The sequence below is a fragment of the Enterobacter sp. DN genome (assembly GCF_046054285.1).
Classification (GTDB): domain Bacteria; phylum Pseudomonadota; class Gammaproteobacteria; order Enterobacterales; family Enterobacteriaceae; genus Enterobacter; species Enterobacter hormaechei_C.
On the sequence record NZ_JBJJTG010000006.1, the window covers coordinates 16,330 to 31,008 of the forward strand.

The 14,679-nt window shown below is 58.0% G+C and carries 16 protein-coding genes; 13 read left to right on the forward strand and 3 right to left on the reverse strand.

Annotated features, from left to right (window positions below; translation table 11 throughout):
* Positions 1-6: 6 nt before the first annotated feature.
* Both bacA and folB read right to left on the reverse strand, forming a co-directional pair.
* A complete protein-coding gene (gene bacA / locus ACJTMZ_RS15110; protein WP_039269733.1) occupies positions 7-828 on the reverse strand; it encodes an undecaprenyl-diphosphate phosphatase in 822 nt (273 codons plus the stop codon).
* A 106-nt stretch (positions 829-934) separates the two neighbouring features.
* The gene (gene folB / locus ACJTMZ_RS15115) at positions 935-1,303 is read right to left on the reverse strand and encodes a bifunctional dihydroneopterin aldolase/7,8-dihydroneopterin epimerase (RefSeq protein WP_015571902.1); all 369 of its coding nucleotides are present in this window, start codon (positions 1,301-1,303) and stop codon (positions 935-937) included.
* A 107-nt stretch (positions 1,304-1,410) separates the two neighbouring features.
* On the opposite strand from folB, the gene plsY reads away from it, so the two are divergent.
* The 10 genes from plsY (at position 1,411) to ureG (ending at position 9,226) form a co-directional block, all read left to right on the forward strand.
* Positions 1,411-2,025 carry a glycerol-3-phosphate 1-O-acyltransferase PlsY gene (plsY, locus tag ACJTMZ_RS15120; RefSeq protein WP_017384031.1) on the forward strand — a complete coding sequence of 205 codons (615 nt, stop codon included), beginning with the start codon at positions 1,411-1,413 and terminating at the stop codon, positions 2,023-2,025.
* A gap of 92 nt (positions 2,026-2,117) precedes the next feature.
* Entirely contained in the window at positions 2,118-3,584 is a 1,467-nt protein-coding gene (locus ACJTMZ_RS15125) for an MFS transporter (RefSeq protein WP_015571904.1), read from the forward strand.
* Positions 3,585-3,740: 156 nt separating this feature from the next.
* On the forward strand, positions 3,741-4,568 hold the full coding sequence (locus ACJTMZ_RS15130; RefSeq protein ID WP_023295462.1) for an urease accessory protein UreD: 828 nt from the start codon (positions 3,741-3,743) through the stop codon (positions 4,566-4,568).
* Positions 4,569-4,578: 10 nt separating this feature from the next.
* Entirely contained in the window at positions 4,579-4,881 is a 303-nt protein-coding gene (locus ACJTMZ_RS15135) for an urease subunit gamma (protein WP_003862556.1), read from the forward strand.
* A 10-nt stretch (positions 4,882-4,891) separates the two neighbouring features.
* The gene (locus ACJTMZ_RS15140; protein WP_015571906.1) at positions 4,892-5,206 is read left to right on the forward strand and encodes an urease subunit beta; all 315 of its coding nucleotides are present in this window, start codon (positions 4,892-4,894) and stop codon (positions 5,204-5,206) included.
* Positions 5,199-6,902, forward strand: a complete 1,704-nt coding sequence (gene ureC, locus ACJTMZ_RS15145) for an urease subunit alpha (RefSeq protein WP_032103352.1) — start codon at positions 5,199-5,201, stop codon at positions 6,900-6,902. Before ACJTMZ_RS15140 ends, ureC begins: the two co-directional genes overlap by 8 nt.
* 9 nt (positions 6,903-6,911) lie before the next feature.
* A complete protein-coding gene (ureE, locus tag ACJTMZ_RS15150; RefSeq protein WP_017384028.1) occupies positions 6,912-7,376 on the forward strand; it encodes an urease accessory protein UreE in 465 nt (154 codons plus the stop codon).
* A 9-nt stretch (positions 7,377-7,385) separates the two neighbouring features.
* Positions 7,386-7,925, forward strand: a complete 540-nt coding sequence (locus ACJTMZ_RS15155; RefSeq protein WP_252010973.1) for a HupE/UreJ family protein — start codon at positions 7,386-7,388, stop codon at positions 7,923-7,925.
* Positions 7,925-8,599, forward strand: a complete 675-nt coding sequence (locus tag ACJTMZ_RS15160; RefSeq protein WP_110292531.1) for an urease accessory protein UreF — start codon at positions 7,925-7,927, stop codon at positions 8,597-8,599. The genes ACJTMZ_RS15155 and ACJTMZ_RS15160 overlap by 1 nt, the downstream gene beginning before the upstream one ends.
* Positions 8,600-8,608: 9 nt before the next feature.
* The gene (gene ureG / locus ACJTMZ_RS15165; protein ID WP_252010974.1) at positions 8,609-9,226 is read left to right on the forward strand and encodes an urease accessory protein UreG; all 618 of its coding nucleotides are present in this window, start codon (positions 8,609-8,611) and stop codon (positions 9,224-9,226) included.
* Positions 9,227-9,298: 72 nt separating this feature from the next.
* Here ureG and tsaD read toward each other — a convergent pair whose 3' ends face one another.
* Positions 9,299-10,312 (reverse strand): tRNA (adenosine(37)-N6)-threonylcarbamoyltransferase complex transferase subunit TsaD, encoded by a 1,014-nt coding sequence (tsaD, locus tag ACJTMZ_RS15170; RefSeq protein ID WP_015571911.1) that lies wholly within the window; start codon positions 10,310-10,312, stop codon positions 9,299-9,301.
* Positions 10,313-10,548: 236 nt separating this feature from the next.
* Here tsaD and rpsU point away from each other — a divergent pair, with 236 nt between their 5' ends.
* From rpsU to rpoD, 3 genes are all read left to right on the forward strand, one after another.
* Entirely contained in the window at positions 10,549-10,764 is a 216-nt protein-coding gene (rpsU, locus tag ACJTMZ_RS15175; protein ID WP_001144069.1) for a 30S ribosomal protein S21, read from the forward strand.
* A gap of 115 nt (positions 10,765-10,879) precedes the next feature.
* Entirely contained in the window at positions 10,880-12,625 is a 1,746-nt protein-coding gene (gene dnaG / locus ACJTMZ_RS15180) for a DNA primase (protein WP_003862574.1), read from the forward strand.
* A 152-nt stretch (positions 12,626-12,777) separates the two neighbouring features.
* Entirely contained in the window at positions 12,778-14,622 is a 1,845-nt protein-coding gene (gene rpoD / locus ACJTMZ_RS15185; RefSeq protein WP_015571912.1) for an RNA polymerase sigma factor RpoD, read from the forward strand.
* Positions 14,623-14,679: the final 57 nt, after the last annotated feature.

Here is a 14,679-nt window from a genome sequence, read left to right on the forward strand (position 1 = left end):
CGGTCATCAGAAGAAGACCACGTACACGGCAGCCGCGACGATAAAGCGGTAGATCGCGAACGGAATAAACGAAATACGCTTAATCAGTTGCAGGAAGGTTTTGATGGCGATCAACGCCACAATAAAGGCGGTGATAAAGCCCACGGCGAACATCGGAATGTCGCCCACGGTCAGGAAGCCGATGCTTTTGTAGAGATCCAGCGCGGTGGCACCCATCATCATCGGCACCGCCAGCAGGAACGAGAACTCAGACGCCGCGTAACGGCTCACGCCCATCAGCATCCCGCCGGAAATGGTTGCCCCTGAACGGGAGAAGCCCGGCCACAGCGCCAGACACTGGAAGCAGCCAATCATAAACGCCTGGCGATACGTCATATCGTCCAGACCTTCCGCACGCGGGGTTTTTGGCTTCAGCACTTCGGCGGCAATCAGCAGGAAGCCGCCGACAACCAGCGCGTACATCACGTTAATCGGGTTGAAGAGCGATTTAATGGTGTCGTGGAACACCAGCCCCAGCACCACCGCCGGGATCATCCCGAGCAGAATATGAATTAGCGTCAGGCGCCCTTTGCTCTCTCCTTCACGCTGCGGCAAACGCCCGAAGTGGATACCGATCAGACCAAACAGACGTCGCCAGAACATCACGACCACCGCCAGGATAGAGCCCAGCTGAATAACCACCTCAAACGTCTTTGCGGTATCGCCTTCAAAGCCCAGGAGATGGCCAACGATAATCATATGGCCCGTACTGGACACCGGCAAAAACTCCGTCAATCCTTCGACCACACCCAGTATTGCCGCCACCAGCAGCGAGTGCATATCGCTCATCTATAAACCCCTAAAAAGATATAAAAAAACGGTGTCCCACGCGGACAACCGTGAAAGATACAGCTTTAAGACCGATATAACCTAAAATGGTTTAGCTATTATGACGTTAAATCTTTCCTTTCAGATTTGTGCCACGCTCGATGATCACGCCTACATTGGCGGCGCGCGCCACCGCTCCCGGCTTGCTTAGCTTAATGCGCACCCATGGGGAGTTAAATTTGCTCAGCAGCAGGTCTGCTACCTCTTCCGCCACGCGTTCTACCAGCGCAAAACGTTGCCCTTCAACATGGGCGATGACCGTTTCACTGATGTCGGCGTAGCTCAGACAGTCATTCACATCATCGCTTTTTGCTGACTTGCGGTTGTCCCAGCCCATTTCGATATCGAACACCAGTTTCTGCTCGATGGTCTGTTCCCAGTCGTAAACACCAATTGTGGTGATTACCGAAAGTTGCTCTATAAATACAATATCCATCACGACCTGCCTGCTTTTTGGCTAAACCGGATACCACTTCCGGCGAATTATGCGTATTATCCACAGATGCTGAGAATACAGATACATTTTCAAAACGGAACAGCGTTATGAGTGCAATCGCGCCTGGAATGATTATCCTCGCCTACCTTTGCGGCTCAATCTCCAGCGCCATTCTGGTCTGCCGCATCGCCGGGTTGCCTGACCCGCGTGAAAGTGGTTCCGGGAATCCGGGGGCGACCAATGTACTACGAATTGGCGGCAAGGGAGCAGCCGTAGCGGTTTTGATTTTTGATGTTCTGAAAGGAATGCTTCCCGTCTGGGGCGCGTATGCGCTCGGCGTCACACCCTTCTGGCTGGGGCTGATTGCCATCGCCGCCTGCGTCGGCCACATCTGGCCCGTTTTCTTTGGTTTTAAAGGCGGTAAAGGCGTTGCCACCGCGTTTGGCGCGATTGCGCCGATCGGCTGGGATCTCACCGGCGTGATGGCGGGCACCTGGCTGCTGACCATCCTGCTGAGCGGTTATTCGTCGCTGGGCGCCATCGTCAGCGCACTGATCGCCCCGTTTTATGTCTGGTGGTTTAAACCGCAGTTTACCTTCCCGGTGTCGATGCTCTCGTGTCTGATCCTGTTGCGCCACCACGACAACATTCAGCGCCTGTGGCGGCGTAAGGAAACGAAGATCTGGACGAAGCTCAGGCGTAAAAAGAAAGACGCTCAGTAAACCGTTCGTTATGCCTTATAACCAAATGTGATTTTTGTCACCTTCTGCCTGTGGTAACTGTTAGAGACACAACACAACCACACAAAAAGAAAATGGCAGAAATCACAGATTCAACTCCCCTTCCAACGGCAGGAAATACCCCGGATGGCGACATCAAGTGGGTGCGTAGCGCATCGGACGTTTCACGTCTCGTTAATGACGGCTCTCAGGGCCGGGCCAATGCCCGCATCGTGATCGGTATCGCACTCGGGGGAATTTTCCTCGATGCCTACGATCTCGGCGCGCTGGCATTCGGCATCAAAGACATCACCCGCGAATTTAACCTGACGCCCGCCGGTACCGGCATGGTGGCCTCGGCGATTACCTTTGGCGCGATTGTCGGGGCGCTGCTCGGCGGCTATCTTACGGATAAAATCGGGCGCTACCGCGTCTTTATGGCCGACATGGTGTTCTTTGTCGTTGCCGCTATCGCCTGTGCGCTGGCCCCGAACGAATATGTGCTTGCGGGCGCGCGCTTTGTGATGGGTCTTGGCGTTGGGATCGACCTTCCCGTCGCGATGGCGTTTCTCAGCGAGTTCGCCAGGCTGAAAGGCCCGGGGAATAAAGCCTCCAGCGTCGCAATGTGGTGCCCCACCTGGTACGCGGCCATCAGCATCTCTTATCTTCTGGTGCTCTTCTTTTACGCCGTGCTGCCGGAAAGCCACAGCGACTGGCTCTGGCGTCTGATCCTTGGCTTTGGCGCGGTGCCCGCGCTGGTGATTATCGCCATCCGCAGCCGCTATATGAGCGAATCCCCGGTCTGGGCGGCGAATCAGGGCAATCTGAAGGAGGCGGCGTCCATCCTGCGGCAGTCTTACAATATTAATGCCCACGTACCGCAGGATGCGCTCGACCAGCCCGCGCCTGTCGTGAACAAGGCAAAATGGTCGAACTACCTGAACCTGTTCCGCGGTATCTATCTGCGGCGTACCACGCTCGCCACGCTGCTGTCAGTGGTCTCCTCGTTCGCCTATAACGCCGTAGCCTTTGGCCTGCCGGTGATCATCTCCAGCTTCTTTGTGCAGTCGATGCTGACGACCATTCTGATCTCGCTGGCGCTTAACCTGCTGTTCGCGTTTGTCGGCGGGCTGCTGGCGGTGCGCTATGTTCCGCGCTTCGGCGCATGGCGGATGTCTCTGGCGGGTTATGCGTGCCAGCTTACGGCACTGCTCGGCCTGGCGCTGATTGGCCGCCCTGACGGGGCTACGGAAGGCGTATTCGCCGTCGCGATGCTGGCGCTGTTCCTGTTTGGTCAGGGTTTTGGTCCAGGTGCGCATACCATGACGTTTGCCTCCCTGAGCTACCCGACCTCGCTGCGCGGCGTGGGCGTGGGGCTTAACCAGACGCTGATGCGCAGCAGTTCAACGCTGTCACTGTTTCTGTTCCCGCTGCTGGTCGCCTCGCTGGATACCGCCGTGTTCTGGGTGATTGCGCTGGCGCCGTTTATCGGTCTGGCGTCGCTGCTGGCGATCCGCTGGGAGCCGTCGGGGTATGATGTGGATGCAGAGGATTATCGCTAGCCTTTCTTGCCGGGTGGCGCTGCGCTTACCCGGCCTACATTACTGAAACCGGCTCACATGAGCCGGTTTTTTTATCCATAAGCGACTCATATGACAGCCTTCATTTCCGCCAGGGCATACTGAAACGTACCCCGATAGTGTGGAAATGGAAGCACCATGTTAGCAACTCAGGTCACTGATAATTCATACAAAGGCTGGCAGGCCTCGCTTGCCCTCCAGTTTTGTCATACCCCTGAGAAAACCCTTCTCCATTCCGCGCGTCACAGCGGGCCGCTCACCGTTCAGCGTCCGTTTTATCCCGAAGGGGAAACCTGCCACCTTTACCTGCTGCACCCGCCAGGCGGAATTGTGGGCGGAGATACGCTGGATATTTCCGTGCGGCTCGACGCTAAAAGCCATGCCCTCATCACCATGCCCGGCGCCAGTAAGTTCTATCGCAGCAGCGGCCCGCTGGCCTGCCTCAGTCAGCATTTTTACCTCGACGAAGAGGCCACGCTGGAGTGGCTGCCGCAGGACACCATTATTTTCCCCGGTGCTAACGCCGCGCTGCGTTCCGTCTTTCACCTGCACGCCACCAGCACGCTGCTGGCGTGGGAGCTGTACTGTCTGGGCCGTCCGGTGATAAACGAAACCTTCAGCCACGGCACGCTGGAGAACCGCCTTGAGGTGTGGGTGGATGGCGAGCCGCGTCTGATTGAGCGACTGCATCTCAGCGGTGGCGATCTGACGCCCGTCGCGGACCATCCGTGGGTCGGCACGCTGCTGTTCTATCCGGCCCGGGAAGCACTTCTCGACGCGGTGCGTGCGCTTCTCGCCCCGCTGGAAAACGTTGGCGGGGCGACGCTCACCGACGATCTGCTGTCGGTGCGTTTTCTCTCCCACGACAACCTGATTTGTCAGCGGGTGATGCGCGATATCTGGCAGTCGCTTCGCCCGCTTTTAACTTCCAAAACCGCCTGTTCGCCGCGCATCTGGCAAACATAAGAGAAACGCTATGGAACTGACTCCCAGAGAAAAAGACAAGCTGTTGCTGTTCACCGCCGCGCTGGTTGCCGAACGCCGCCTCGCGCGCGGGGTAAAGCTCAACTACCCGGAATCGGTCGCGCTGATCAGCGCCTTTATTATGGAAGGCGCGCGCGATGGCGAAACCGTCGCCTCGCTGATGGAAGCCGGCCGCCACGTCCTGACGCGCGACCAGGTGATGGAAGGCGTGCCGGAGATGATCCCGGATATCCAGGTGGAAGCCACCTTTCCGGACGGATCCAAGCTCGTCACCGTCCACAACCCGATCGTGTAAGGAGCGCGTGATGATCCCAGGCGAATACCGGATCCAGTCCGGCAACATTGCTCTCAACGTCGGGCGCGAAACCCGAAGTGTGATCGTGGAAAACCACGGCGACAGGCCGATCCAGGTCGGATCGCACTACCACTTTTACGAGGTCAACCCGGCGCTGAAGTTCGATCGCGAGGCCACCCGAGGTTACCGGCTGAACATCCCGGCCGGCACTGCCGTGCGCTTCGAGCCCGGCCAGAAGCGGGAAGTGACGCTGGTGCAGGTGACGGGCGCACAGCGCATTTTCGGCTTTCGCGGCGAGGTCATGGGCGAGGTGAAACATGGCTGAGATTTCACGCCAGGCGTATGCCGATATGTTCGGCCCCACTACCGGGGATAAAGTGCGGCTGGCCGACAGCGAGCTGTGGATCGAAGTGGAAGGCGATCTCACGATCTACGGCGAAGAGGTTAAATTCGGCGGCGGAAAAGTGATCCGCGACGGCATGGGACAGGGGCAGATGACCGCCGACGACTGCGTGGATCTGGTGCTCACCAACGCGCTGATCGTCGATCACTGGGGGATCGTGAAAGCGGATATCGGCGTAAAAGATGGGCGGATCTTCGCCATCGGCAAAGCCGGAAACCCGGACATTCAGCCCGGCGTGACGATCCCAATTGGCGCGGCAACGGAGGTGATCGCCGCCGAAGGGAAGATTGTCACCGCAGGCGGGATCGACACCCACATCCACTGGATCTGTCCGCAGCAGGCGGAAGAGGCGCTGGTGTCTGGCGTCACCACCATGATCGGCGGCGGCACCGGGCCTGCGGCAGGCACAAACGCCACCACCTGCACGCCGGGGCCGTGGTATATCGCCCGCATGTTGCAGGCAGCCGATACGCTACCGGTGAATATTGGCCTGCTGGGTAAAGGGAACGGCTCCAACCCGGACGCGCTGCGCGAGCAGATCGCGGCAGGTGCCATCGGGCTTAAGATCCACGAAGACTGGGGCGCGACGCCTGCGGCCATCAACTGTTCGCTGGAGGTCGCTGAAGAGATGGATATTCAGGTGGCGCTGCACAGCGACACGCTGAACGAGTCCGGTTTTGTCGAAGACACGCTGGCCGCCATCGCCGGGCGCACCATCCACACCTTCCACACCGAAGGGGCGGGCGGCGGCCATGCGCCGGATATCATCACCGCCTGCGCGCACCCGAATATTCTGCCCTCCTCCACCAACCCGACGCTGCCCTACACGGTCAACACCATCGACGAGCACCTGGACATGCTGATGGTTTGCCATCACCTCGACCCGGATATCGCCGAGGACGTGGCGTTTGCCGAATCCCGCATTCGCCGGGAGACCATCGCCGCCGAAGACGTGCTGCACGATATCGGCGCGTTCTCGCTCACCTCGTCAGATTCACAGGCAATGGGCCGCGTGGGGGAAGTGATTATCCGCACCTGGCAGGTGGCGCACCGCATGAAGGTGCAACGCGGCGCACTGCCGGAAGAGACCGGCGATAACGATAACTTCCGCGTGAAGCGCTATGTCGCCAAATACACCATCAACCCGGCGCTGACCCACGGCATCGCCCATGAAGTGGGATCGATTGAGGCGGGCAAGCTGGCGGATCTGGTGGTCTGGTCCCCCGCCTTCTTTGGCGTCAAACCCGCCACCATCGTCAAAGGCGGGATGATCGCCTGCGCGCCGATGGGCGACATCAACGCCTCGATCCCCACGCCGCAGCCGGTACATTACCGCCCGATGTTTGGTGCCCTTGGTGCCGCACGCCACGCCACGCGGCTGACGTTTGTCTCTCAGGCTGCTGATGCCAGCGGCATTCCGCAACGGCTCGGACTGCAAAGCGCCACCGCGGTGGTGAGAGGCTGCCGGTCGGTGAAAAAGGCCGACATGATCCACAACGATTTACAGCCGAATATCACCGTTGACGCGCAAACCTATGAGGTACGCGTCGACGGCGAATTGATCACCAGCGAACCGGCAGAGGTTTTGCCGATGGCGCAACGCTATTTTCTGTTTTGAGGAGTCATGATGATCTATTTAACCCAACGCCTGGACCATGCGCATCCGATTACCGCCAGCGTCACGCTACCGATTGATGTGCGGGTAAAAAGCCGCGCCCGCGTGGCGCTGAACGACGGCCGCGAAGCCGGGCTAATGCTGCCGCGCGGCCTGCTGCTGCGCGGGGGCGACCTGCTGACTACCGACGATGGCAGCGAGGTGATCGAAGTGATCGCCGCCCCGGAGTCGGTTTCCGTGGTGCGCTGCGCCGACCCGTTCCTGCTCGCCCGCGCCTGTTATCACCTGGGCAATCGTCACGTACCGCTGCAAATAATGCCTGGCGAACTGCGCTACCACCACGACCACGTCCTCGACGATATGCTGCGTCAGTTCGGGCTGGAGGTGACCTTCGCCAGCCTGCCGTTTGAACCGGAAGCGGGCGCTTACACCAGCGATGCCCACAGCCATAGCCACTCTCACGCTCATTCACATTAAGGACTCATCATGCGCAAGTACTTACCGCTGTTACTGCTGGCTTTTTCCGTTCCGGCGCTTGCCCATCCCGGCCACGGGACCGACAGCTTCCAGGCAGGATTTCTCCATCCGCTGACCGGGCTGGATCACCTGCTGATGCTGACGGGGGCTGGCGTGCTCTCCGCCCTGAGCGGCCGCAAGCTGCTGTTGCCGTTAGCGACGCTCGGCATGATGCTTGCTGGTGCCGTTGCGGGCAGCCTGCTCGGCGGCTTTAGCGGCATGGAGATGCTGATTATCGCCTCGATGGCGCTCTGCGGCGTGATGATGTTTAAGACCGAAAATCGCCTGCTGCTGGCGGTACCAGCCCTGGCGATGTTCCACGGCTGGGCGCACGGCGTGGAGATGTCCGGCCACAGCTTCTGGCTCTTCACCAGCGGGTTTATGTTAGCCAGCGCCACGGTGCTGTGTGCCAGCTTCGCGGCAGGGCTGCTGCTGCGCCGTCACGACGGCCTGCGTAAAACCTTCGGTGGCGGGCTGATCGTCTCCGCCCTGCTGGCGCTGATGAGCTGATGGAGCACGCCCGCCAGCGGCTGCGCCTGATGCAGCTCTCCAGCAGTAGCCTGCCGGTCGGATCGTTTACCTGGTCGCAGGGGCTGGAGTGGGCCGTTGAGGCCGGGTGGGTCACGGACGCTGAGGCCTTCAGGCGCTGGCAGATCCAGCAGATGGAGCAGAGCTTTTTCTGTGTCGACCTGCCGCTGTTTATCCGCCTGTATTGTGCCTGCGCGAAGCAGGACATCGCGGCAGCAAAACGCTGGACGGCATACCTGCTCGCCTGCCGGGAAACGCGCGAGCTGCGCGATGAAGAACGCAACCGTGGCGCGGCCTTTACGCGCCTGATTAAAAGCTGGGAACCCGCCTGCCCGCCAGAATGGCTGCCGCTGTTGATGCGAAGCCAGCTCGGCGGCATGGCGTGGCTCGGCGTGCGCTGGGGCATTAACGCGCGCGAGCTGGCGCTGAGCCTGGGCTACAGCTGGATAGAGAGCGCGGTGATGGTGGGCGTCAAGCTGGTACCGTTTGGGCAGCAGGCAGCACAACAGCTGATTATCGACCTGAGCGACCATTTTGCCGCCGGGTTTGAACAGGCATTTTTACGTGGCGACGACGCGTTGGGGGCCGCTACGCCGCTGTCCGCCATCGCCTCCGCGCGCCATGAAACCCAATATTCACGACTATTCCGTTCCTGAGGAGTCAACATGGCTGATTACAAACATCCCCTGCGCGTGGGCGTGGGCGGCCCGGTAGGGTCGGGCAAAACCGCCCTGCTGGAAGCGCTCTGCAAGGCGATGCGCGACACCTATCACCTGGCGGTGGTGACCAACGATATCTACACCAAAGAGGATCAGCGCATCCTGACCGAGGCGGGTGCGCTGGAGCCAGAGCGCATCGTGGGCGTGGAAACGGGCGGCTGCCCGCATACCGCCATCCGCGAAGATGCCTCAATGAACCTGGCGGCGGTGGAAGCGTTGAGCGAGAAGTTCGGCAATCTGGATCTGATCTTCGTGGAAAGCGGCGGGGATAACCTGAGCGCGACCTTCAGCCCGGAGCTGGCGGACCTCACCATCTACGTCATCGACGTGGCCGAAGGGGAAAAAATCCCGCGCAAGGGCGGGCCGGGGATCACCAAATCCGATTTTCTGGTGATCAACAAAACCGACCTCGCGCCGTACGTCGGTGCGTCGCTGGAGGTAATGGAGCGCGACACTAATCGCATGCGCGGCGAGCGTCCGTGGACGTTTACCAACCTGAAAGTGGGTGACGGTTTAGCGACGATTATTGCGTTTCTGGAAGAGAAAGGAATGTTGCGGGTGTAGGGTGGTTTATTGCACGTTAGCACACGTGGATCTTGTAGGCCCGGTAAGCGCAGCGCCACCGGGCAAAGAAACTCACGCCTCAGGCAGTTCCGCCAGCGGCCAGCGCGGACGCACAGACACGCTCAGGTCAGCCGTTGCGCCGGCGTTCAGACGAACCATCCCGGCGTAGGCGATCATCGCCCCGTTATCGGTACAGAACTCCGGACGCGCATAGAACACTTCCCCGCGACGTTTTTGCATCATTTCGGCAAGCTTTGCGCGCAGCGTGCGGTTAGCGCTGACGCCACCGGCCATCACCAGGCGCTTAAAGCCGGTCTGATCCAGCGCGCGCTTGCACTTGATCATCAGCGTATCCACCACCGCGTCTTCGAACGCACGGGCGATATCGGCGCGGGTCTGCTCGCTGTCATCGTTATTACGGATCGTATTCGCCGCGAAAGTTTTCAGGCCAGAGAAGCTGAAATCCAGCCCCGGACGGTCGGTCATCGGCCGCGGGAAGACAAAGCGCCCTTCCGTTCCCTGCGACGCCATTTTCGACAGCATCGGGCCACCCGGGTAATCCAGCCCCAGCAGCTTGGCGGTTTTATCGAAGGCTTCACCGGCAGCATCGTCGATCGACTCGCCCAGCAGCGCGTACTTGCCAATGCCCGTTACGCTAATCAGTTGGGTATGCCCACCGGAAACCAGCAGCGCCACAAACGGGAACTCTGGCGGATTGTCTTCCAGCATCGGCGCCAGAAGATGCCCTTCCATATGGTGAACCGGAATGGCCGGAACATCCCACGCGAAGGCCAGCGAACGCCCTACCGTTGCGCCGACCAGCAGCGCGCCGACCAGGCCCGGCCCTGCGGTATAGGCCACGGCATCAATATCTTTTGCACTCAACCCGGCCTCTTTAAGCGCCGCCTGAATCAGGGGAACCGTTTTACGCACGTGGTCACGAGAGGCCAGTTCAGGCACGACGCCGCCGTAGTCAGCGTGCAATTTCACCTGACTATACAGCTGGTTGGCCAGAAGCCCTTTTTCGTCGTCGTAAATCGCGATGCCGGTTTCATCGCAGGATGTTTCAATACCCAGTACACGCATGACTTGTTTTACCTCGTTTCAATACCGCGCAGTGTAGAGCCTGGGCGGATTGTTGTAAAACTTTGTTCGCCCCAGGAAGAAGCCTCGTGTATACTCCTCACCCTTATTAAAGTCCCTTTCAAAATCGCATCGGTGCTTTACAAAGCAGCAGCATTTGCAGTAAAATTCCGCACCATTTTGAAATAAGCTGGCGTTGATGCCAGCGGCAAACCGAATTTATTAAAGGTGAGAGTTACATGCCGGTAATTAAAGTACGTGAAAACGAGCCGTTCGACGTAGCACTGCGTCGCTTCAAACGTTCATGCGAGAAAGCAGGTGTTCTGGCTGAAGTTCGTCGTCGTGAGTTTTATGAAAAACCAACGACCGAACGTAAGCGCGCTAAAGCTTCCGCTGTGAAACGTCACGCGAAGAAACTGGCTCGCGAAAACGCACGCCGTACTCGTCTGTACTAATCTGTTGAGGGCCACAGCCCTCAATTGACAGACAGAGTTGTAGTCGTAAGGCCGTGCTTCCGGAAGGAATGCGCGGCTTGTTTTCGTTTATAAGTCGCTTAAATTTTTGGGGCATATGGCCGGAAGAATCCCACGCGTTTTCATCAATGACCTGCTTGCCAGAACCGACATCGTCGATCTCATCGACGCGCGGGTGAAGCTAAAAAAGCAGGGCAAGAACTACCATGCGTGCTGTCCGTTCCATAACGAAAAAACCCCCTCTTTCACCGTAAACGGTGAAAAACAGTTCTACCATTGCTTCGGCTGTGGCGCACACGGTAATGCCGTCGATTTTTTGATGAACTACGACAAGCTCGAGTTCGTTGAAACCGTCGAAGAGCTGGCGGCGATGCATAACCTTGAAGTGCCGTATGAAGCAGGCAGTGGGCCAAGTCAGATCGAGCGCCATCAGCGGCAAACGCTGTACCAACTGATGGATGGCCTGAATTCGTTTTACCAACAGTCTCTTAAGCACTCTGCGGCTGAGCCTGCGCGTCAGTATCTGAACAAGCGCGGACTGAGTGACGATGTGATTGCGCGTTTCGCTATTGGTTACGCCCCGCCCGGCTGGGACAACGTGTTAAAGCGTTTTGGCGGCAATAGCGAAGATCGTAAATCCCTCATCGACGCAGGCATGCTGGTCACCAACGACCAGGGACGAAGCTACGACCGCTTCCGTGAACGGGTGATGTTCCCGATCCGCGACAAGCGTGGCCGGGTGATAGGTTTTGGTGGTCGCGTGCTGGGTGATGCCCTGCCGAAATACCTTAACTCCCCGGAAACCGATATTTTCCATAAGGGCCGCCAGCTTTACGGTCTTTATGAGGCACAGCAGGATAATGCGGAACCTCCGCGTCTTCTGGTCGTCGAAGGCTATATGGATGTTGTTGCGCTGGCGCAGTACGACATTAACTATGCCGTTGCGTCGCTGGGAACGTCCACCACGGCGGACCATATCCAGCTGCTGTTCCGCGTCACCAACAACGTGATTTGCTGTTACGACGGTGACCGCGCAGGACGCGACGCCGCCTGGCGAGCGCTGGAAACCGCGTTGCCGTATATGACCGACGGGCGTCAGCTACGCTTTATGTTCCTGCCCGACGGTGAAGACCCGGATACGCTGGTGCGTAAAGAGGGCAAAGCGGCGTTTGAAGCGCGGATGGAGCAGGCTCAGCCGCTCTCCACGTTTCTGTTTAACAGCCTGATGCCGCAGGTTGATTTGAGTACCCCTGACGGGCGCGCGCAGCTCAGCACGCTGGCGCTGCCGTTAATCAGCCAGGTGCCCGGCGAAACGCTGCGCATCTATCTGCGTCAGGAGTTAGGCAACAAGCTCGGCATTCTGGATGACAGCCAGCTTGAACGTTTAATGCCGAAACAGGCTGAAAACGGCACGGTACGCCCCGCGCCTCAGCTAAAACGCACAACCATGCGTATACTGATAGGGTTGCTGGTGCAAAACCCCGAACTTGCTCCGCAAGTGCCGTCGCTGGCGGGTTTGAACCACGAAAAATTGCCCGGGCTTGGCTTATTTTCAGAATTGGTCAACACTTGTTTGTCTCAGCCAGGTCTGACCACCGGACAACTTTTAGAGCATTATCGCGGCACAAAAGAGGCCGCTACCCTTGAAAAACTGTCGATGTGGGACGATATAGCAGATAAGGATATCGCAGAAAAAACGTTCACCGACTCGCTCAACCATATGTTTGATTCGATGCTTGAGTTGCGCCAGGAAGAGTTGATAGCTCGCGAGCGCACCCATGGCCTGAGCAGCGAAGAACGCCGGGAGCTCTGGATGATTAACCAGGAACTGGCGAAGAAATAAAAAATTTAACGGCTTAAGTGCCGAATATCGATCGGGAAGCCCCCGGCAGCCGCACTGAGAGGCAGCGGCAAAAATATAAGTACGCCCTCGCTTTAAAGGTTGGCAGCCCATCGCCGACACCAATCAAACGAATTAAGTGTGGATACCGTCTTATGGAGCAAAACCCGCAGTCACAGCTGAAACTTCTTGTCCAACGCGGTAAGGAGCAAGGCTATCTGACCTATGCCGAGGTCAATGACCATCTGCCGGAAGATATCGTCGATTCAGATCAGATCGAAGATATCATCCAAATGATCAATGACATGGGCATTCAGGTGATGGAAGAAGCACCGGATGCCGATGATCTGTTGCTGGCTGAAACCTCCAACAACACTGACGAAGATGCGGAAGAAGCTGCTGCACAGGTCCTGTCCAGCGTGGAATCTGAAATCGGGCGTACCACTGACCCGGTCCGCATGTACATGCGCGAAATGGGTACCGTTGAACTGTTGACCCGCGAAGGCGAAATTGACATCGCAAAACGCATCGAAGACGGGATCAACCAGGTTCAGTGCTCTGTTGCCGAATACCCGGAAGCGATTACCTATCTGCTGGAGCAGTACGATCGCGTTGAAGCGGAAGAAGCGCGTCTGTCCGATCTGATCACTGGCTTTGTCGACCCGAACGCTGAAGAAGATATGGCGCCAACCGCCACTCACGTCGGGTCTGAGCTGTCTCAGGAAGAGATGGATGACGACGAAGACGAAGATGAAGAAGAAGAGGACGACAGCAGCGACGATGACAACAGCATCGACCCTGAACTGGCGCGTGAGAAGTTTGCCGAGCTGCGTACCCAGTACGAAGTGACGCGTGACACCATCAAAGCGAAAGGCCGCAGCCATGCCGCCGCTCAGGAAGAGATCCTGAAGCTGTCTGAAGTGTTCAAACAGTTCCGCCTGGTGCCAAAACAGTTCGACTACCTGGTGAACAGCATGCGCGTGATGATGGATCGCGTACGTACCCAGGAACGTATCATCATGAAGCTGTGCGTTGAACAGTGCAAAATGCCGAAGAAGAACTTCATTACCCTCTTCACCGGCAATGAAACCAGCGAAACCTGGTTCAACGCCGCTATCGCGATGAACAAGCCGTGGTCTGAAAAGCTGCACGACGTGAAAGAAGACGTACAGCGCGGCCTGCAAAAACTGCATCAGATTGAAGAAGAGACCGGCCTGACCATCGAGCAGGTGAAAGACATCAACCGTCGTATGTCCATCGGTGAAGCGAAAGCCCGCCGTGCGAAGAAAGAGATGGTTGAAGCGAACTTACGTCTGGTTATCTCTATCGCCAAGAAATACACCAACCGTGGCCTGCAATTCCTGGATCTGATTCAGGAAGGCAACATCGGTCTGATGAAAGCGGTAGATAAGTTTGAATACCGTCGTGGTTACAAGTTCTCCACCTATGCTACCTGGTGGATCCGTCAGGCGATCACCCGCTCTATCGCAGACCAGGCGCGCACCATCCGTATTCCGGTGCATATGATTGAGACCATCAACAAACTCAACCGTATCTCTCGCCAGATGTTGCAGGAGATGGGCCGCGAGCCGACGCCGGAAGAGCTGGCTGAACGCATGCTGATGCCGGAAGACAAGATCCGTAAGGTGCTGAAAATCGCTAAAGAGCCAATCTCCATGGAAACGCCAATCGGTGATGATGAAGATTCGCATCTGGGTGATTTCATCGAGGATACCACCCTCGAGCTGCCGCTGGACTCTGCCACCACCGAGAGCCTGCGTGCCGCTACGCACGACGTGCTGGCTGGCCTGACCGCCCGTGAAGCCAAAGTGCTGCGTATGCGTTTCGGTATCGACATGAACACCGACCACACGCTGGAAGAAGTGGGTAAACAGTTTGACGTTACCCGCGAACGTATCCGTCAGATCGAAGCGAAGGCGCTGCGTAAGCTGCGCCATCCGAGCCGCTCTGAAGTGCTGCGTAGCTTCCTGGACGATTAATCGGTCCTGAAATGAAAAAGCTCCCAATCGGGAGCTTTTTTTTTGTTTATTCCCTCT